Source organism: Paenarthrobacter ureafaciens (assembly GCF_004028095.1).
In the GTDB taxonomy this organism is placed as follows: domain Bacteria; phylum Actinomycetota; class Actinomycetes; order Actinomycetales; family Micrococcaceae; genus Arthrobacter; species Arthrobacter ureafaciens.
Genome location: NZ_SBHM01000007.1, coordinates 2,888,293 through 2,906,160, shown reverse-complemented (window position 1 = coordinate 2,906,160; position 17,868 = coordinate 2,888,293). Strand labels below are relative to the sequence as shown.

At 64.4% G+C, this 17,868-nt stretch carries 19 protein-coding genes; 3 read left to right on the top strand and 16 right to left on the bottom strand.

The window, feature by feature from the left end; genetic code table 11:
• From AUR_RS17635 to infC, 4 genes are all read right to left on the bottom strand, one after another.
• On the bottom strand, positions 1-912 hold the full coding sequence (locus AUR_RS17635; protein ID WP_021474308.1) for a TrmH family RNA methyltransferase: 912 nt from the start codon (positions 910-912) through the stop codon (positions 1-3).
• Between the two features lie 26 nt (positions 913-938).
• A complete protein-coding gene (gene rplT, locus AUR_RS17630) occupies positions 939-1,619 on the bottom strand; it encodes a 50S ribosomal protein L20, sunset domain variant (protein ID WP_021474309.1) in 681 nt (226 codons plus the stop codon).
• A 120-nt stretch (positions 1,620-1,739) separates the two neighbouring features.
• Entirely contained in the window at positions 1,740-1,934 is a 195-nt protein-coding gene (gene rpmI, locus AUR_RS17625; RefSeq protein ID WP_021474310.1) for a 50S ribosomal protein L35, read from the bottom strand.
• A 118-nt stretch (positions 1,935-2,052) separates the two neighbouring features.
• Positions 2,053-3,036: a translation initiation factor IF-3 gene (gene infC, locus AUR_RS17620; RefSeq protein ID WP_021474311.1), complete on the bottom strand. Its 984-nt coding sequence runs from the start codon at positions 3,034-3,036 to the stop codon at positions 2,053-2,055.
• Between the two features lie 363 nt (positions 3,037-3,399).
• Between infC and AUR_RS17615 the strand changes: the two genes are divergently transcribed.
• Positions 3,400-3,786 carry a DUF1844 domain-containing protein gene (locus AUR_RS17615; protein ID WP_031217149.1) on the top strand — a complete coding sequence of 129 codons (387 nt, stop codon included), beginning with the start codon at positions 3,400-3,402 and terminating at the stop codon, positions 3,784-3,786.
• 127 nt (positions 3,787-3,913) lie between these two features.
• Here the strand turns inward: AUR_RS17615 and AUR_RS17610 are convergent, their stop codons facing one another.
• From AUR_RS17610 to AUR_RS17580, 8 genes are all read right to left on the bottom strand, one after another.
• On the bottom strand, positions 3,914-5,224 hold the full coding sequence (locus AUR_RS17610) for an MFS transporter (protein WP_062096007.1): 1,311 nt from the start codon (positions 5,222-5,224) through the stop codon (positions 3,914-3,916).
• A 53-nt stretch (positions 5,225-5,277) separates the two neighbouring features.
• Positions 5,278-6,165 (bottom strand): SseB family protein, encoded by an 888-nt coding sequence (locus tag AUR_RS17605; RefSeq protein ID WP_062096005.1) that lies wholly within the window; start codon positions 6,163-6,165, stop codon positions 5,278-5,280.
• Positions 6,165-6,908, bottom strand: coding sequence for a bifunctional 1-(5-phosphoribosyl)-5-((5-phosphoribosylamino)methylideneamino)imidazole-4-carboxamide isomerase/phosphoribosylanthranilate isomerase PriA (gene priA / locus AUR_RS17600; protein ID WP_062096003.1), 744 nt, complete (start codon positions 6,906-6,908; stop codon positions 6,165-6,167). Before priA ends, AUR_RS17605 begins: the two co-directional genes overlap by 1 nt.
• A gap of 31 nt (positions 6,909-6,939) precedes the next feature.
• A complete protein-coding gene (locus tag AUR_RS20350; RefSeq protein WP_021474316.1) occupies positions 6,940-7,098 on the bottom strand; it encodes a hypothetical protein in 159 nt (52 codons plus the stop codon).
• A complete protein-coding gene (hisH, locus tag AUR_RS17595; RefSeq protein ID WP_021474317.1) occupies positions 7,099-7,863 on the bottom strand; it encodes an imidazole glycerol phosphate synthase subunit HisH in 765 nt (254 codons plus the stop codon). It lies immediately after the preceding gene.
• The gene (hisB, locus tag AUR_RS17590; protein WP_021474318.1) at positions 7,860-8,486 is read right to left on the bottom strand and encodes an imidazoleglycerol-phosphate dehydratase HisB; all 627 of its coding nucleotides are present in this window, start codon (positions 8,484-8,486) and stop codon (positions 7,860-7,862) included. The genes hisH and hisB overlap by 4 nt, the downstream gene beginning before the upstream one ends.
• Before the next feature lie 60 nt (positions 8,487-8,546).
• Positions 8,547-9,650 carry a histidinol-phosphate transaminase gene (locus AUR_RS17585; protein ID WP_031217151.1) on the bottom strand — a complete coding sequence of 368 codons (1,104 nt, stop codon included), beginning with the start codon at positions 9,648-9,650 and terminating at the stop codon, positions 8,547-8,549.
• A gap of 78 nt (positions 9,651-9,728) precedes the next feature.
• Positions 9,729-10,085, bottom strand: coding sequence for a LysM peptidoglycan-binding domain-containing protein (locus AUR_RS17580; protein WP_062096001.1), 357 nt, complete (start codon positions 10,083-10,085; stop codon positions 9,729-9,731).
• A gap of 340 nt (positions 10,086-10,425) precedes the next feature.
• Here AUR_RS17580 and lexA point away from each other — a divergent pair, with 340 nt between their 5' ends.
• Entirely contained in the window at positions 10,426-11,172 is a 747-nt protein-coding gene (lexA, locus tag AUR_RS17575; protein WP_062095999.1) for a transcriptional repressor LexA, read from the top strand.
• Here the strand turns inward: lexA and AUR_RS17570 are convergent.
• Complete coding sequence (locus tag AUR_RS17570) at positions 11,169-13,226, bottom strand: ATP-dependent DNA helicase (protein WP_062095997.1); 2,058 nt, start codon at positions 13,224-13,226, stop codon at positions 11,169-11,171. The two genes, lexA and AUR_RS17570, sit on opposite strands and share 4 nt — an antisense overlap.
• Positions 13,219-14,781 (bottom strand): GTPase HflX, encoded by a 1,563-nt coding sequence (gene hflX, locus AUR_RS17565; protein WP_043426189.1) that lies wholly within the window; start codon positions 14,779-14,781, stop codon positions 13,219-13,221. Before hflX ends, AUR_RS17570 begins: the two co-directional genes overlap by 8 nt.
• Before the next feature lie 550 nt (positions 14,782-15,331).
• Between hflX and AUR_RS17560 the strand changes: the two genes are divergently transcribed.
• Positions 15,332-15,946: a class I SAM-dependent methyltransferase gene (locus tag AUR_RS17560; protein WP_021472664.1), complete on the top strand. Its 615-nt coding sequence runs from the start codon at positions 15,332-15,334 to the stop codon at positions 15,944-15,946.
• On the opposite strand, the gene dapF is transcribed toward AUR_RS17560, so the two are convergent.
• On the bottom strand, positions 15,927-16,895 hold the full coding sequence (dapF, locus tag AUR_RS17555) for a diaminopimelate epimerase (RefSeq protein WP_062095995.1): 969 nt from the start codon (positions 16,893-16,895) through the stop codon (positions 15,927-15,929). The genes AUR_RS17560 and dapF overlap by 20 nt on opposite strands.
• Before the next feature lie 37 nt (positions 16,896-16,932).
• On the bottom strand, positions 16,933-17,856 hold the full coding sequence (gene miaA / locus AUR_RS17550) for a tRNA (adenosine(37)-N6)-dimethylallyltransferase MiaA (RefSeq protein ID WP_062095993.1): 924 nt from the start codon (positions 17,854-17,856) through the stop codon (positions 16,933-16,935).
• Positions 17,857-17,868: the final 12 nt, after the last annotated feature.

The window sequence follows — 17,868 nt, the reverse complement described above, 5'->3', positions numbered from 1 at the left end:
TTAGGGCCTCCGAACCCCGGCATCTTGCTGGGAGCGGGCGCTGGCGTAGAGGCAGACGGTAGCTGCAGTACCCAGGTTCAAGCTCTCTGCCGCCCCGTAGACCGGCACAGCAACCCTGTGGTCAGCCAAGGCCAGCTCGGCGTCGGAGAGTCCCTGTGCCTCATTCCCGAAGAGCCAGGCGGTGGGCGCTTCCAGCGCGTAGTCGGATGCTACGTCGGTATTGCCCAGGCGACGGGCTGCATTCTCATCCTGCAGCTTGTCCAGGTTGACGGTGCCGTAACCATCAGCGGCCAGGATGCCGATCCCCCGGGCCTTGCACAAGGCCACCACTTGCTCCACGTCAGCACCCAGCACCACCGGGAGGTGGAACAAAGACCCCGCGGTGGACCGGACGGCCTTGGGATTGTAGATGTCCACGCTTGATCCCGTGAGGATCACCGCGTCGGCCCCCGCAGCGTCTGCTGCGCGCAGTACTGTGCCGGCATTGCCGGGGTCCCGCACCTGGCACATCACGGCGAGGAGGCGTGGACCGGCGTCGAGCACTTCCTCAAGGGGCACGTCCACGAAGCTGCACACCGCAACGATCCCCTGGGGGTTCACGGTGTCCGCCATGGCGGACAGGACCTCATCGCTCGCGAGGCGAAGCAGGGTGCCCTTGGCAAGATCGGCAAGTTCCGGCAGCCGGTCCAGACACGCTTCACTGGCAAAGACCTCATGGACGACGGCGGCGCCCCCTGAGGCGAGCCGCTCACGGTGCAGCGTCAGAGCCTCCCGTACGGCCTGGGGACCCTCTGCGAGGAACCTCTTCCGCTTTAAACGCGCCGGGCGCCCGGCAAGCTTCGCGACATCCTTCACCCGATCGGCTCGGGGGTTGGTCATCGGAAAATCTTGCGGGCGCCCGGTTTCGTTCATATAAAGAACTTTAGTGGCAGTTGCGACTAGTTCTTGATCTGCTGGCGTGCTTCGCCACCGGCAGGCTCAAAGCCTGCAGCCTTTGCAGCTTCAACGGTGGAGAACCAGTACTCAGCAGCGGTGTTGTCGTACCAGGTGGAACCCGGAACGTGGTACTTCTTGGACTCGGCGTTGCCCTTGATGGCGTAACCCTCCGGAGCACCTTCGCCGTCAACGGCAGCAACAGCACCGTCGATGGCCGGCTTCTCGGAAACAACAGCCTTGACAGCCGTAGCGGTAGCGGCGGCCGGAGCAACCTTGGCTGCCTTGGGAGCAGCAACTTCAGCCTTGGCGGCCGGAGCGGAGGTGTCGGACGGCAGTGCAGCCTTGGCAACGTTCACCAGAGCGGTGAAAGCGTTGGCATCGGACACGGCAAGTTCTGCCAGCATGCGGCGGTCAACCTCAACCTCAGCGGCCTTGAGGCCCTGGATCAGGCGGTTGTAGGTGAGGCCGTTGGCGCGGGATGCAGCGTTGATGCGCTGGATCCAGAGGCGACGGAAGTCACCCTTGCGCTTGCGGCGGTCGCCGTAGCTGTAAACAAACGAGTGCAGCAGCTGCTCTTTTGCCTTACGGTAAAGGCGCGAACGCTGACCGCGGTAACCCTTGGCGCGTTCGAGGACAACCCGGCGCTTCTTGTGGGCGTTGACCGCCCGCTTCACACGTGCCACGTGCGTACTCCTTCAGAAATCTTTATCCCAAGCTGCTACTACCGGAATTCCCGGCGGGCCTGAGAAGGCTTTTGGTGTAGTTGGCAACTGCCGGTTGGCAGCCGCCGAAGAACTTGGAACTTAGACGCCGAGCATCTTCTTGATGACCTTGGCATCGCCCTTGAAGACGATCTTGTCGCCTGCAAGGCGACGGGTCAGCGTGGAAGCCTTGTGCTCAAGGTAGTGGCGGCGGTTGGCCTGCTGGCGCTTCAGCTTGCCGGTACCGGTCAGCTTGAAGCGCTTCTTAGCACCGCTGTGGGTCTTCATCTTCGGCATGGGAACCGATCTCCTTACGTCTCCGCGGACAGTATCCGCAGTTCTTTCGTGCAGCCGGCCTACGAGGGCCGGCGTGCTGGTTGCTTGCCCTTGGAAGCAAAGCTCCAAGGGCGTCGAACTAGTTGGTCTTGCGTGATGCAGGCTTCGGCGTGGCCTTGGGAGCCGCCGGGCGTGCTGCCGGCTTCGGAGCTGCAGGCTTGGCCATCGGCTTCGGCGCTGCCGGAACGGCAGGCTTCGGCGCCGCCGGAACAGCCGGCTTGGGTGCTTCCTGGGCCGGGGCCTCAGCTGCGGGAGCTTCCTCGGCCACAGCCGGGGCGGCTTCCTCAACGGGGGCTTCCGCTGCAGGTGCTTCTACTGCAGGGGCTTCCTCGACCGGGGCTTCAGCTGCGGGAGCTTCCTCGGCCACAGCCGGGGCGGCTTCCTCAACTGCCGGAGCCTCAACTACCGGAGCTTCGGTTTCCTGCACCGGCTCTTCACCGGCCGACCGGAGGCCTTCGGGCAGAAGGTCTCCGAGGGACTGGGTCATCGGAGCCTGGCCGCCGGAGGTATCCACGCGGGCAGCTGCCTTGGCTTCGTTCTGGGCCTTGGCCTCGGCACGCTGGGCAGCGCGCCGCGCTTCTGCCTTGGCTTCGGCCTTGTTCTTCAGCGGACCGATCACCATGACCATGTTGCGGCCATCGATGCGCGGGCTAGACTCCACAACGCCGACCTCGGCAACGTCTTCAGCGAAGCGCTGCAGGAGGCGGATGCCCATCTCGGGACGCTGCTGCTCGCGGCCACGGAACTGGATCATGGCCTTGACCTTGTCTCCGGCACCGAGGAAGCGGAGGGCATGCCCACGCTTGGTTTCGTAGTCGTGCTTGTCGATCTTCAGGCGGAAACGGATTTCCTTGAGAACCGTGTTGGTCTGGTTCTTGCGGGCCTCGCGCGCCTTCACTGCGGCCTCGTACTTGTACTTGCCGAAGTCCATCAACTTGCAAACAGGGGGCTTAGCCTGCGGGGCAACTTCAACGAGATCGAGATCGGACTCCGCAGCCAGACGCAGGGCGTCCTCGATACGGACAATTCCTACCTGTTCGCCGGCAGGGCCGACCAGCCGCACCTCGGGGACGCGGATACGCTCATTGATTCTTGGCTCGCTAATGTTAAAGCTCCTGTGGTTGTGGTGAGTTCGCCGGCAAAAAGAGAAGGCCTCCAATTGCCGGTGCAATCGAAGGCCTCGAAGATCGGGAGCAGTCCCCCACATAAGGGGGCTACGCATTTCAGGGCAGTGCCCGGAAATGTCCGACCAGGTACCCGGCAACCTCTGGTTCCCGAAGGAAAACGGCTGACGCGGGTGGGAGAGAACTCCGCTTGCAAACTGAAAGTCAATTCTACAGAAATAACCCGCCAAGCGCACATTCACGCGGCGGGAGGACTCATGCTGAATAACGACTTCCAGTCGGTCTGTGACAAGCTTACCAGTATGAGCACTGAAGACAGCAATTCCCGGAACTCCTTCGGCAGCGACGCCGCCGCCGGTGTTTCCCAGCAGATCCGAGACATCGCCGAGGTCCCCGCGGTGGAGGTCATCACCACGGGCGCGGTACACCTCATGAGCGCAGCCGCCGTGAAGGTGGGCCTGGCCGATGATCCACATGCCGAAGACCTCAAGGACCTCGATGAAGCACGCAAGCTCATCACCGCCCTTGCCGGGCTCGTGACCGCCGCCGCTCCCGAGATCGGATCCCAGCATGCCGGACCGTTGCGTGACGGCCTGCGTTCCCTTCAACTGGCCTTCCGTGAGGCCTCCCTCATTCCCGATGCCCCGGGCAAGGGCCCGGGCGAGAAGTTCACCGGACCGGTGAACTGACTCCCCCACAAGGTTGATCACGACGACGGCGACCCCACCTCGCAAGGTGGAGTCGCCGTCGTCGTTAACCCGGCTGCGCTGTCATCGGCAAACGCTGAACCTTCGGAAACGTCCTTCCGGCAGGCGCTCAGCGCGGTACGCGGGCAGCGCGCCGCCGCAGGGAGAGCAGCAGCAGTCCGGTCAGGCAGAGCACAACGCCGCCGATTCCGACGGCGGCGAAACCACCCCCTGGGCCGACAGTGTCAATAAAGATGCCCGCCATTGGTGCGCCCAAGGCAACACCACCGGTCAGTGCGGAGCCGTACCAGCCCATGGCCTCGCCACGCCGCTCCTCGTCCACGAGGTCGGCCACCTTTTCCGATGACGCAGACAACACCGGAGCACACAGCAGACCCGGCAGGATAGCCAGGAGTGCCAGCGACCACGTGTCCGTGGCGAAGCCCATGGGAATAGTCAACGCCGCCATCCCCAGCAGCAGGAGCATGGGCGGAATGGGGCGGTTCATGGCGCCGTACACCAGCCCGCCAACAACCGAGGCCGCGCACCAGAAGAAGAAGACAATGCCGATCTGGTTCTCGTGGCCGCCGCGTTCCAAGAGGCCGACGATGCTGACATCCGAACCACTCAGGACCATCCCGGCGCCGGCAGCTACGGCGAACAGTGCCGCCACGGAAACTGTGAACCACGCGAAGTTCCGCGCAACCCGACTCCGAAGTCCAGCGGTTCGGGACACCGCGGAGGCCATCTCCGATGCAGCCTCCTGGACGTGGCCGGGCGCCGAGGCAACCATTGCCGCCTCGGCGGCGGAAAGCTCATCAGCCGCACGCTCCGCCGACTCCTCAGGACTACATGCCGTGTCGCTGCGGGTGGGCGGGTTGAACCAGATCAGAAACAGTCCCGCGGCTGAGACGGACAGGCCTACCGCGGTCAGGCCCAGGGCCGAAAGGCCGCTCGTGGCGATGACGGCACCCACCGCGGGGCCAATCATGAACACCAGTTCCGTGGCGATGGAATCCAGGGCGAACGCTCCCCTGCGCTGCTCGCCGTCCACCATGACGCCCAGCGACTGCCGTACCACACTGAAGATCGGCAACGTGAAAAGGCCTCCGACAAACACCAGGGGCAACAGCCAGGCGTACGACACGTGCGGCACCAGCGACCAGATGACAGCTTCGGACACGATCGAAGGGATCAGGGCTTTGCGAAGGCCCACCATGTCCACGCGGCGTCCACGCCACGGTGCACCCAGGGCGATGCCGATGGTCATGATCGCCGCGGCAGCGCCCGCAGCCGCGTAGCCCTGGCCCAACGTGAGGACGATGTGAAGCGTCAACAGCACGCCCGCTGCCGAGTGCGGGATGCGGGCAATCATCCCTACCAGCAGGAGCCTCCGCACAGGGCGGTTGGCCAGCATCTCTTTGTAGAGAGCAAAGTTCACAGCTTGGTTCCTCGTGTTCCCCCGGGGCAGTCCCCGGAGAACGGGTACTGCCGTTAGTGCAGCCCGGGCTTCTGCGCCGCGCGCTGCAGTTTAACTTCTATGGAATCGACGCCTTCGGCGAATGATTCCAGGTTGGCCCACGCTTCGTTCAATCCGGCCACCAAGGACTGCACGGCCGCTGCGTCAAGTCCGTCCTCGAGGTACAGCACGACGCGAAGTTCGGGGCCGGCACCGCCGCCGGCAACCTGGCGTCCGTCCGCCGTGAATGAGGCGACTCCGGCACCGGGCCGGGTCTCCAGGCCCCGGACAGCCGGGAAAGCGGCCGCAGAAGAAGCGAGAGCCGACTCCAGTTGATCATCCTGGTACGACGGCGTCCAGTCCCGCTGCTGCGCCAACGCCCACACGGCCGGACGGCGGACCACGAACGTGAACTCCGACCCGGGATCCAGGACCAGCAACTGGGCATCCTCGGAAACTGCGGAAAGGGCAGCACGGGCAGCGTAGACAGCTACCGGCCGTGCCCCCGCATGCCACTTCTCGAGTGCAGCGGACGAGGTGAACACGGGCATTGCCGTGCGCCCGTCCGGCGCCCTGAGGGTGACCAACGCCATGTCGGCCTGCTTGTCGGCGTGGAGGCCATCCACCCCTTCAGCTTCCTCGGCGAGCGTGGCGACCACCGGAACGAAGACCCTCGCGGTCGCGAGCGATGCAACGACGGCCGCCTCGCTGCCCGAACCGTCAAGAAGGGACCGGACAGCGGCAAGGTAGCCGGCGTCGGCTGATCCGTCGTCGTCCTCGAAGTTGTGGATTTTCGCGGCGTCCCCGCTCAGGCTGCGCCCGGCCCACGGTTGCCCTGCGGAATCAGTCGCTCCCCCGGCACCTGCCAGTGCCGCGGCGATGTGGCCCGGCAGTTCGCGTCGGGGTGCTTGGTTTTCCGGCATCAGCGGCGGCCGGCAACGTCCAGGGCTTCGGGCAGGGTGAAGGCGCCGGCGTACAGAGCCTTACCCACGATCGCGCCCTCAACGCCCAGCGGGACCAATTCTCGGAGGACCCGGAGGTCCTCCAGGCTGGAAATGCCGCCCGAGGCAACCACCGGTTTGCCGGTCTTTTCCACCATTCGGCGCAGGAGGTCGACGTTGGGGCCCTGCAAGGTGCCGTCCTTGGTGACATCGGTCACTACGTAGCGCGCGCAGCCGGCATCTTCCAGTCGGCCCAGTACCTCCCAGAGGTCACCGCCCTCTTTGGTCCAGCCGCGGCCTGCAAGGGTGGTTCCGCGGACATCAAGTCCGACGGCGATCTTGTCGCCGAAGCGCTCAATGGCGCGGCGGGTCCACTCCGGGTTCTCAAGGGCGGCCGTGCCGAGGTTGACCCGGGCCACTCCGAGGCCGAGTGCCCGTTCCAGCGATTCGTCGTCACGCAGGCCGCCGGACAGTTCCACCTTTACCGTCAACTGCGAGACAACCTCGCTGATGAGGTCGGCGTTGTTCCCGCGTCCGAACGCGGCATCCAGGTCCACCATGTGAACCCATTCGGCGCCGGCTTCCTGCCAGTTCAGGGCAGCTTCCAGCGGCGTTCCGTAGCTGGTTTCGGATCCTGCTTCGCCTTGGAGGAGGCGGACCGCCTGGCCGTCGACGATGTCGACGGCGGGCAGGAGTTCCAGTACGGGCTGGGTGGAGGAAGTCATGAGTGTCCTTGCAGTTGGTGGGAGCGCGGGCTTATTTACCGGGGAGCGTCAGGAGATACGCAGCGAGCAGGGACATCCCGGCCAGCACGTAGAAAGATATGGAAACCCAGCGGGGCTTCTTCTGTTGGTGGAAGGAAATGCCGCCACCCACCAGAAGCCCGGCCAGGCCCATGAGGACTACGGACCACATTCAGGCGGCGCCTTCGGATCCGTCGCTGCCCGCGGGCGCGGTGCTTTCGGCCTGCGGCTTCCTCAGGCCGTCCACCCAGTTGCGCAGCAACCGTGCCCCGGCGTCGCCGGACTTCTCCGGGTGGAACTGCGTAGCGCACAGCGGCCCGTTCTCCACGGCGGCAATGAAGCGGGCACCGTGTTCGGCCCACGTCACCTTCGGTGGTGCCATCCGCGGCTGGACGACGTCGAAGTTCCATTCCTGGACGCCGTAGGAGTGGACGAAGTAGAAACGTTCGCCTTCCACGCCGTCAAAAAGCCTGGACCCCTCGGGCACATCCACAGTGTTCCATCCCATGTGCGGAACAACCGGGGCCGGGAGGAGTTCCACCTTGCCCGGCCACTCGCCCATGCCTTCGGATTCGGTGCCGTGCTCCACGCCTGCCTCGAACAGGACCTGGAGGCCAACGCAAATGCCCAGCACGGGACGTCCGCCTGCCACACGACGGCCGATCATGCGGATACCGTCAACGGCCTTCAATTCCTTCATGACGGTTTCGAAGGCACCCACACCGGGGACCACCAGGCCGTCGGCATTAAGGACATCTTCCGGCTTGGAGCTGAGGATCACATGCGCTCCGGCGCGTTCGAGTGCACGCACGGCCGAGCGCACGTTACCGGAACCGTAGTCCAGTACCGTAACTGTCGGTTTACCCTCGGGAGACTCCGGCTTGGCCGTAGCCGAGGCATCGGCTACGGCTCCGTCCTTGAGGATCTGGTTGCTCATAGTGCTCCCTTCGTGGAGGGTATGCCCTCCACGCGCGGATCGGACTCAACGGCGGCACGCAGCGCGCGGGCGAAGGCCTTGAACTGGGCCTCCACGATGTGGTGGGGATCCCGACCGGCCAGGACGTTCATGTGGAGGCAGATGCCGGCGTGGAGAGTGATGGCCTCGAAGACGTGACGTGTCAGGGATCCAGTGAAGTGTCCGCCGATCAAGTGGTATTCCTGCCCGGCCGGCTCGCCGCCGTGGACGAGGTAGGGCCTGCCGGACACATCCACGACCGCGTGCGCCAGCGCTTCATCGAGGGGAACGGTGGCTTCGCCGAAACGACGGATTCCGGCCTTGTTGCCCAAGGCCGTGCGCAGGACCTCTCCGAAAGTGATAGCCACGTCTTCCACCGTGTGGTGGGCATCAATGTGGGTATCGCCCGTAGCCTTCACGGTCATGTCGATGAGCGAGTGCTTGCACAACGCCGTTAGCATGTGGTCGTAGAACGGCACCGATGTGCTGATATCGGAGACGCCGGAGCCGTCGAGGTTGATCTCCACCAGCACGGAGGATTCGCTGGTGGTGCGCTCCATGCGCGCGGTACGGGCAGCGGACGGCGTTGAACCGGTTTCGCTCATGGGGGGAACGTCCTTCAAACAGAGGGGTGGATCTATGGACAAGTCTAGTTGGGCCAGGGACTACTTGGATTCCAGAAGGGACTCCAGCGCTTCCAGGAAGGCCGTGGTTTCCGCCTCGGTCCCGGCCGTGACGCGCAGGTGGCCGGGGATACCGACGTCCCGGATCAGCACGCCGGCATCAAGCAAGCCCTGCCATACCTCGTGCGGGTTCTCCAAGCCGCCGAAGAACACATAGTTGGAGTCCGACGCCGCGGGCTTGAGGCCCATTCGAAGGAGCTCTGTCACGATCCGGTCCCGCTGCACCTTGATATCCTCGACGTCGGCCATCAGGGCCTCGCGGTGACGCAGAGCGGCGAGGGCAGTAGCCTGCGTGACGGCAGAGAGGTGGTAGGGCAAGCGGACAAGCCTGATCGCATCGGTCACCTCGGGAGCAGCTGCCATGTAACCCAACCGGGCTCCGGCAAGAGCGAAAGCCTTGCTCATGGTCCGGGAGACGATCAAGCGCTCCCTCCCGGGCAACAGGGTCAAGGCGCTCGGGGTGTTGTCGTGGGCGAACTCGTGATAGGCCTCGTCCACGATCACGATTGCCTGGCTGGCTTCACCCGCTTCATAGACGGCCTCCACGACGTCCAGCCCAAGGCCGGTACCCGTCGGGTTGTTCGGGGAGCAAAGGAAGACGATGTTGGCGCCGGTTTCGGCGACCTGCCTGGCCGCTGAGGCTGCATCCAGACCGTAGTCATCCGCCCGGACACCGAGGACGTATTCGGTATCGGTTCCGCTGGCAAGCAACGGATACATGGAATACGTGGGCGGGAAGCCCAACGCTTTACGGCCGGGGCCCCCGAAGGCCTGGAGTATCTGCTGCAGAACTTCGTTTGAGCCGTTGGCCGCCCAGATGTTGCCGGGAGTAAGTCCATGGCCGAGGTACTCTGCCAGCGCTTCCCGGAGTTCGGTGAATTCACGGTCCGGGTAGCGATTGAGCCCGGTGGCCGCCGCCGCGACGGCTTCGGTGATGGCCGCCTGAACATCGGCAGGAACACCATGGGTGTTTTCGTTCACGTTGAGCAAAATCGGGACATCAAGCTGCGGAGCGCCATAGGGGCTTAGTCCACGCAGGTTGGTCCGGAGGGGAAGTCGGTCGAGTCGCTCAAGCTGGTCAGTCACTACAACAGTTTAAGGGTCCGGCCGAAGTGCCCTGTAACTGTGACACCGAGCCTGGCCCTTGGGAACCTTTCCGGTGGGCTAGCCGGCAGGGACGAACAGCTGCTGGCCGGGCTGGATACGGCCTCCGCGGAGATCATTGAGCTCGATGATTTCCGCAATCACGTCGCGGGGGTCACGTTCCGGCGCAGCAGCTCCCGCGATTCCCCAGAGGGACTGACCCGGCTGGACGGTCACGCTCACTGCGACAGGAGGCTGAAGCTGCGCCTGGCTGTCCGATGCCTTTGCCGGCGAGTTGAGGAAGCCCGCCAGGCTGAGGAGGGCGGCAACGAGGAGCATTGCGGGAATGCCGAAGAAGACCATCCTGCCGCGCCGCGTCAGCCTGATGCGCGCCGGGGCGGGGATGGAGCGGAAATCGTGGAACGTAACAGCGGACATGAGCCTGAGCCCTCCTGAAGGATTGCCTGCGCCGGCGGAACCGCGCAGGCTTGCCAATTCTCTGTGTGCACTCCGCGCCGGCGTTCGAACATCCTTCGAACATCGACAACGGCTTATAGAACACATATTCGAACCTTGCTATGACATTTTTAGCACTTATCAACGAATGGTGTCGAGACTCGCTAGAACAAATGTTTGATAAACGCCCGTGCCTGACCTACGTTTGAGTGAAGAAACAGGCACAGATTCAGTGCATCAGGAGGGTCTGACATTTTTGGGCCCGGCATCTTCGGGCAGCAACGGACCAGGCCCGGGGCGGAACGGAAGGGCATTGGCGAACATGGCAGCAAAAGCCACAGGAGGCAGGGCATCCCTGCGCAGCCAACAGGCCCCCAAAGCCCCCAAGAGCCTCACCGTCCGGCAGAAGAAAATCCTCGAGACCATCCAGCGGTCGGTCAATGACAACGGGTATCCACCCAGCATGCGCGAGATCGGGGATACCGTCGGCCTCGCCAGTCTCTCCAGCGTTACCCATCAGCTATCCCAGCTGGAGAAGCTTGGTTACCTCCGCCGTGATCCCAAGCGACCGCGTGCCATGGAAGTCCTCATGCCCCTGACGTTGGACAGCGGCGCCGGCATTCCCGGGGTGGAGGCTCCCGGCACACTGCTCAGCAGCGGCGGCATGGATGTCACCGCGCTGGCAACTGCCAGTGACACCGCCATGGTGCCCTTGGTAGGACGGATCGCGGCCGGCGGCCCTATCCTCGCCGATCAATCCGTCGAGGACGTCGTCCCGCTCCCCCGGCAATTGGTTGGCCACGGCGAACTGTTCATGCTCAAAGTCGCTGGTGACTCGATGATCGATGCCGCGATCTGCGACGGCGACTGGGTGGTGGTCCGCCGTCAGAACGACGCCGTCAACGGCGACATCGTGGCCGCCCTCCTTGATGACGAAGCGACCGTCAAGACCTTCCGCCAGCGCGACGGGCACACCTGGCTGCTCCCCCAAAACACCCAGTACGAACCCATCCTCGGCGATCAAGCCACCATCATGGGCAAGGTCGTTTCGGTGCTGCGCTCCCTCTAGGGGTCCTGCTTCGCCAACCGCCCCAAAGCTCCCTGCACTACCTTGCGGTCCGTCGTCGTCCAGAATGGCGGGAGTGCGGCACGCAGGAAGCCTCCGTACCTTTCCGTGGAGAGCCGGGAGTCAAGAACGGCAACCACGCCTTTGTCCCCTGTCGACCGGATAAGGCGCCCGGCGCCCTGCGCCAACCTAATGGCCGCATGCGTTGCTGAGACCGCCATGAATCCGTTACCACCGGACTGTGCCACCGCCCGGGAGCGTGCGGTCATGAGCGGATCGTCCGGCCGCGGGAAGGGGATGCGGTCGATGACAACCAGGCGGCAGGTACCACCCGGAACATCCACTCCCTGCCACAGGGACATGGTGCCGAAGAGACAGGTGTCCGGTTCATCGGAGAATTGCTTCACAAGCGCCGCCATGGTGGATTCTCCCTGGCACAGGATGTCCACATCCAAACGCGACCGCATGGCATCAGCCGCTTCTTCCGCCGCGCGCCGCGAGGAGAAAAGGCACAGCGCTCCCCCACCGGATGCCCGAATGAGGTCTTCGAGTTCGTCCAGGGCTTCCGGCGACGTGCCCCTGCCCGGCTTCGGCAGGTGCTGGGCGACATACAAGACACCCTGCTTGGGGTAGTCGAAGGGGGACCCGACGTCCAGCCCTGTCCAGCTGGGCGCGCCGTCACCCATCAGCCCCAATCCGCCGGCGGCCGGTTCGAAGGCCGAGCCGATGGCGAGCGTAGCGGACGTCAACACCACTGTGTGATCGGCAAACAGTCCTTCACGGAGACGCCCTGCGACGCTCAGCGGTGCGACGTTGATGAGCGCAGGTGCGGAGTCATCGGGCTGGGAGTAGCCCTGCTGCGGATCGAAAGCGGCGTTCCTGGAGAACCAGACCACTTCCCGGTTTTCCTTCGCCGTGAGCAGCCTCTCGCAGAGTTCCAGGATGAGCATCAGGCGCGACCGCGCAAGCTGCCGTCCGCCGTCGACGGCGTTGGAGGAGTCCGTTTTCGAATCGGACAGCGCGGCGCGCGTGGCGTCCCGCAGCTGGTCGAGGCAGTCGAGCAGCTCGTCGTTCAAGCCGTTCGGCTGCAAGCCGCTGGGAACCCCCACCAGCGCCAGATCCAAGCGGTCCGCAGCGGCATTCAAGGCGTCGACGGTAATGGCTGTGTGCTTGCGGGCACTGGACGCAGCGGCGTGGACCATGGCCACCGACAGCTGCCCGGATACTGCTCCCGTGACCCGGTCCTGCAGTTCGTGGGCCTCATCGACCACCACGACGTCATACTCGGGCAGCACGGCCAGGCCCTCGAAAGCACTGACGGCAAGCATCGCGTGATTGGTGACCACGACGTCCGCCTCCGCCGCCTTGGCCCGTGCCAACTCGCTGAAGCACTCCTCGGCGAGCGGACACTTCTGCGCCCCCAGGCATTCCATGGACGTGACCGAAACCTGTCTCCACGCCCTGTCCGTAACGCCGGGCATGAGCTCATCCCGGTCGCCTGTGGCCGTCTTGCCGGCCCACTCCCGCAGACGGAGGACTTCCTTGCCCAGCTGCGACGACGCTCCGCCCACCGAAGCCGCAAAGTGCGGCACGCTGGTGTCCTCTCCGAGCGAAAAAAGCTGGCCCTCGGAGGGTTCCTCGCTGGGGAACCCTCCCTCGAGCTTCTGCAGGCAAACGTAGTTCGCCCGGCCTTTGACGAGCGCCACGTTGACCGGGCGCGCCAAGGCGGGAGTGATAGTCTCCAGCAGGCGGGGCAAATCCCTGCCCACGATCTGGGTCTGGAGGGCCAAAGTGGCGGTGGAAACCAGGGTCGGCTTGTTGCTGTCCATGGAATGGGCAATCAACGGGATCAGGTAGGCCAGCGACTTGCCTGTGCCCGTCCCTGCCTGGACCAGCAGATGCTCGCCGGACTCGATGGCCCGGGTCACATGCTTTGCCATTTCCTGCTGCCCGGGACGGCTCTGGCCACCCAAACCGGCAACAGCCTTCTCCAGCAGTTCGAGGGTAAACCTCTCCCCTGCCGTTTCAGCGGTCTCCGCCGCCACCTGCTCAACCATTGGTGACGAATGACTCCAGCTCGGCGGCCAGGCCTTCGTGGACCATCGCCACCACCCGCGTCCCGTTTTCCTCGTGTTCGATGCTGAGGATATCGGCATCGGGGCTGTGCAGCCTGTTGATCAGTTCGCCGCGCTCATACGGAATGAGCAGCTCCAAACGCACCCCCGGCCGGGGGATGGCCTGGCTGATGGTTTCCAGAAGCTCCTGTATTCCCTGCCCCGTACGGGTGGAAACAACCGCGTGGCGTGGCTCCTTCTGCTTCAGGCGCTCCACCACGAACGGATCGGCTACGTCCACCTTGTTCAGGACGATGATTTCCGGAACCTTGCGGGCGTCGACCTCGCTGAACACGGCCCGAACGGCAGCGATCTGGCCTTCAGGATCCGGGTGTGATGCGTCGACGACGTGCAGGATCAAGTCCGCGTCCGCCACTTCTTCCAGCGTGGAACGGAACGCTTCCACCAACTGCGTCGGGAGGGAGCGGACGAACCCAACGGTGTCCGCCAAGGTGTACCCGATGCCGTCCGGGGTCTGCGCCTTCCGCACAGTGGGGTCAAGCGTGGCGAACAGCGCGTTCTCCACCAGGACGCCGGCGTCTGTCAGTCGGTTGAGCAGCGAGGACTTGCCGGCGTTCGTGTAGCCGGCAATTGCTACCGACGGCACGGAATTACGACGGCGGTTGGCGCGCTTGGTCTCGCGCGCCGGCTTCATCGCGGCGATTTCCCGCCGCAACTTGGCCATGCGTGTCCGGATCCGGCGGCGATCAAGTTCGATCTTGGTTTCACCGGGGCCGCGGGAGCCCATACCGGCCCCGGCGCCACCCACCTGGCCACCGGCCTGGCGGGACATCGATTCGCCCCAGCCACGAAGCCGCGGGAGCAGGTACTCCAGCTGGGCAAGCTCCACCTGTGCCTTGCCTTCACGGCTCTTGGCGTGCTGGGCGAAGATATCCAGGATCAGCGTCGTGCGGTCCACTACCTTGACCTTCACGATGTCTTCAAGGCCTCGGCGCTGTGATGGGGAGAGCTCGGTGTCTACCACAACGGTGTCTGCGCCCGTTGCCGCCACAATAGCTTTCAGTTCCTGGGCTTTTCCGGAGCCGAGGAACGTCCCGGGGTCCGGCTTGGTGCGGCGTTGGACGATTCCGTCGAGGACTTCCGAACCTGCCGTCTCTGCCAGCGCAGCCAGCTCACGGAGCGAGTTCTCGGCGTCGGCCAAGGTGCCTTCGGTCCACAGTCCGGCGAGGACCACCCGCTCGAGGCGCAACTGCCGGTATTCAACTTCGGTGACGTCTTCGAGTTCGGTTGAAAGGCCTGCTGTTCGACGCAGTGCCCGACGTTCGGCCAGGTCTTCCTGCTCACCGTCGTAAACGCTGTGCTCTTCCTCAAGCGCGGAGATCGCCTGGGCCTTGCCAAGGACGCCTTTGGCGTCGGTATCCCCGGATGCGCCTGCGGGTACATCCTTGGACAGAATCCGGTCGATGACGGCCTGGATTTCTTCAGGACTCATGTCCTGGGCGTCGGAATCGGATCCGGAGTGCTTCTGGGTGGTCATGGTCTCCTTAGACTGTTCGGCAATTCCAGAATAGTGCTGATTGGTGTCTTTCGCGTGGGTATTCGCGCTGGGCTGACGGGCCTGGGCCAAAAAGGGCCTCCTGTTGGTTCGTATGGCAGCGGTCACGTGCGCTGCCCGACTCTGTGATGGTCCGCTGTGGAGGGTCCGTCAGGTCCGTGTGAAGAAAGCCTGATACTCCGGCTTACCCGGCGTGGACATCCTGCACCCGTCCGGAGGAACCGGAAAGGCGGCACTGGAGCGCTGGAAAGCGGAGTTGAAGTGATCTTCCGAGGGCCGTGAAACCCGCCGGGCGGAATGGCCATGCGTGTCATGTGTACGCAGGCGGACGTCGCGGGGCGGTGCCGATGATTGGCCGGCTGTTCTGCCGGATAGGCGGCAGGCTACTCAAAGATCAAGAACATGCATCCAAGACTATCAGCCGTGTCAAATTGGCCCGGCCACGCTGGAGGCGACGGCAGGGGTAACGTCGGGCTTGGGCGCAGGCACCACAGTTTCCCATGCCGCCCAACGCCAACTAATCTGGCAAATTATGGAGTCTGCACACTATTTCAGCGCCCAACCGGCCGGACCGTTTACCCGCAAGCCCCTCACCGTGGAACTTGCAGGCGCACCCAGGCATCTGCAGACCTCCACAGGCATCTTCAGCCCGGACGGCATCGACAAAGGAACCGCTGTCCTCCTGGGCGAAGTGCCGGATCCTTCGCCCGAGGGGAACCTGCTGGATATCGGCTGCGGTTGGGGTCCCATTGCGCTGACCATGGCCCTGAAGTCGCCGTCGGCCCAAGTGCATGCGGTTGACGTCAATGAGCGCTGCATCGCGCTGACCAACGAGAACGCAGCATCGCTTGGCCTCGGGAACGTCAAGGCGAGCCTGCCGGAGGACGTGCCGTCCGACGTCGAATTCGACACCATCTGGTCCAACCCGCCGATCCGCATTGGCAAGGAAGAACTGCACCGGCTCCTGCTGACCTGGCTTCCGCGGTTGGCGCCGGGCGGCAACGCCTGGCTTGTGGTTCAAAAGAACCTTGGCTCGGATTCCCTGCAGCGCTGGCTGGCCGGCGAACTGGACGATTCCTTTGCGGTGTCCCGGGAAAGCACGTCCAAGTCCTTCAGGATCCTCAGGGTCAGGCGAGCGTCCCGCTAGCCACAATAACCGCGGGGCCGCTGAGCTCTACGTGCTCGCGGCCGTCCCCGCCCGGGAAGAACTTCACGTCAACCACGCCGCCTGGCACATTGACGTGCCAAGCGTTCGGTGCCGTGTTCCCGGCCCAGTGACGGATGGCGACGGCGGCGGCGCAGGCTCCGGTGCCGCATGACTGGGTTTCGCCCACGCCACGCTCGTGCACCCTCATGGTGATGGTGCCGAAGCCATCGTGAACCAGCGGCTCTGCCGGAACCACGAATTCGACGTTGGTCCCGTTGGCCGGCTTGGGGTCAACCACCGGGGCCTTGAAGAGTTGCGTTGCGGCGAGCTCGCTAAGCTCCGCCAAAGCGACCACCGTGTGGGGGTTGCCCATGCTCACCGAGAGTCCCGGTCGGGCTACTTCCAGGCCATCGGCGCTGACCAGCGCATCCATGGCCTTCGACGTGGCCTCAGTCGGGAAAATGAACTCCCACGGACCCATATCCACTGCGTAGCCGTTGTCCGAGCGTGCGATCTTCTTGATCCCGCCGCGGGTACCGATCGTCAGGGCCTCACCCGGTCCCAGGTCCACCAGGCCCTGGTCAATGAGGAAGTGCACAAATACACGCACTCCGTTGCCGCACATCTCGGACAGGGAACCGTCGCCGTTGCGGTAGTCCATGAACCATTCAGCGGAAGCGTCCTGCTCCAGCAGCGCCCGGCCTTCGGGAAGGTCGCGTGAAGGAACAGCGCGGATCAGCCCGTCCCCACCGATGCCGCGGTGCCTGTCGCACAGGGCGGCCACCTGCTCCGGGGTGATGTCGTGGACAGCACCGGGATCGGCGATCAGCACAAAGTCGTTTCCCGTGCCATGGCCCTTCGAAAACGCCACACCTGACAGGCTGGCGGCGGTCATGGTGAGCTCGGCAGCGGCGGACTGCCGGGCGGAAACTGCGGGGGTCTGATCCATGGGACTAGGCTACCTGCCACGGGTGGACGGCCAGAAATTATCCTGCCTCCGCAAGGGCCACAGCTTTGGCCACCAGGTCGGCGTCCTTCCAGTCAAGCCAGCTGATCCGGGGATCGGCGCGGAACCAAGTGAGCTGGCGACGCGCGAATTGCCGGGTAGCGATGATCGTGGCCTCTGCCGCCTCTGCTACGCTCCAGTCGCCGTCGAGCACTTTCAGGAACTGTGCGTAGCCCAGCGCGCGGGAAGCGGTCTTCCCCCGCCTCAATCCGGCAGCGTCAAGGCGTTCCACTTCCTCCAGGAGCCCCGCATCAACCATCCGGTGGACCCGCGCTGCCAAGCGCTCCCGCAGCTCTTCCCGATCCACGGAAAGCCCGATCTGGAGTGCCGGCTGGAAGTACTGGCGTTGCGGCATGAAGGAACTGAAGGGCCGGCCGGTCAGTTCATACACTTCCAGTGCCCTGATGACGCGCCGGGCATCCCCCAGCCGAGCGGCCGAGTCCGGATCCACCGCCTGGAGCCGTTCCCGTAATGGCATGAGTCCCTGTGCTTCGTATTCGCCTTCCAGGCGCTTGCGCAGCTCCGGATCGGTACCGGGGAACTCCAGTACGTCCAAGGCCGCACGGACGTAGAGACCGGAGCCGCCAACCATGATCGGCTGCTTTCCCCGGCTCCGGATGTCACGAATGGCAGCCCTGCATTCCTGCTGGAAGTCGGCCACGCTGGCTTCTTCAGTCACTTCCATGGTGTCCAGCAGGTGGTGGCGAATGCCTTTGCGTTCTTCCACCGTGATTTTGGCCGTGCCGATGTCCATGCCCCGGTAGAACTGGAGGGCATCAGCATTAATGACCTCCCCGTTTAAGGCCAAGGCAAGCTCCACACCCAGGTCCGACTTGCCCGAACCCGTGGGGCCCACGACGGCGATGACAGGCAAAGACGGCACATTACTGCCAGCAGCGGACATGGATCTACCCCT

Excerpts from the sequence above, each read along its gene's own strand:
- AUR_RS17635 (WP_021474308.1), bottom strand. The coding sequence starts at position 912 with ATGAACGAAACCGGGCGCCCGCAAGATTTTCCGATGACCAACCCCCGA.
- rpmI (WP_021474310.1), bottom strand. The coding sequence starts at position 1,934 with ATGCCGAAGATGAAGACCCACAGCGGTGCTAAGAAGCGCTTCAAGCTG.
- AUR_RS17615 (WP_031217149.1), top strand. The coding sequence starts at position 3,400 with ATGAGCACTGAAGACAGCAATTCCCGGAACTCCTTCGGCAGCGACGCC.
- AUR_RS17605 (WP_062096005.1), bottom strand. The coding sequence starts at position 6,165 with ATGCCGGAAAACCAAGCACCCCGACGCGAACTGCCGGGCCACATCGCC.
- priA (WP_062096003.1), bottom strand. The coding sequence starts at position 6,908 with ATGACTTCCTCCACCCAGCCCGTACTGGAACTCCTGCCCGCCGTCGAC.
- AUR_RS20350 (WP_021474316.1), bottom strand. The coding sequence starts at position 7,098 with ATGTGGTCCGTAGTCCTCATGGGCCTGGCCGGGCTTCTGGTGGGTGGC.
- hisH (WP_021474317.1), bottom strand. The coding sequence starts at position 7,863 with ATGAGCAACCAGATCCTCAAGGACGGAGCCGTAGCCGATGCCTCGGCT.
- hisB (WP_021474318.1), bottom strand. The coding sequence starts at position 8,486 with ATGAGCGAAACCGGTTCAACGCCGTCCGCTGCCCGTACCGCGCGCATG.
- AUR_RS17580 (WP_062096001.1), bottom strand. The coding sequence starts at position 10,085 with ATGTCCGCTGTTACGTTCCACGATTTCCGCTCCATCCCCGCCCCGGCG.
- lexA (WP_062095999.1), top strand. The coding sequence starts at position 10,426 with ATGGCAGCAAAAGCCACAGGAGGCAGGGCATCCCTGCGCAGCCAACAG.
- AUR_RS17570 (WP_062095997.1), bottom strand. The coding sequence starts at position 13,226 with ATGGTTGAGCAGGTGGCGGCGGAGACCGCTGAAACGGCAGGGGAGAGG.
- hflX (WP_043426189.1), bottom strand. The coding sequence starts at position 14,781 with ATGACCACCCAGAAGCACTCCGGATCCGATTCCGACGCCCAGGACATG.
- AUR_RS17560 (WP_021472664.1), top strand. The coding sequence starts at position 15,332 with ATGGAGTCTGCACACTATTTCAGCGCCCAACCGGCCGGACCGTTTACC.
- dapF (WP_062095995.1), bottom strand. The coding sequence starts at position 16,895 with ATGGATCAGACCCCCGCAGTTTCCGCCCGGCAGTCCGCCGCTGCCGAG.
- miaA (WP_062095993.1), bottom strand. The coding sequence starts at position 17,856 with ATGTCCGCTGCTGGCAGTAATGTGCCGTCTTTGCCTGTCATCGCCGTC.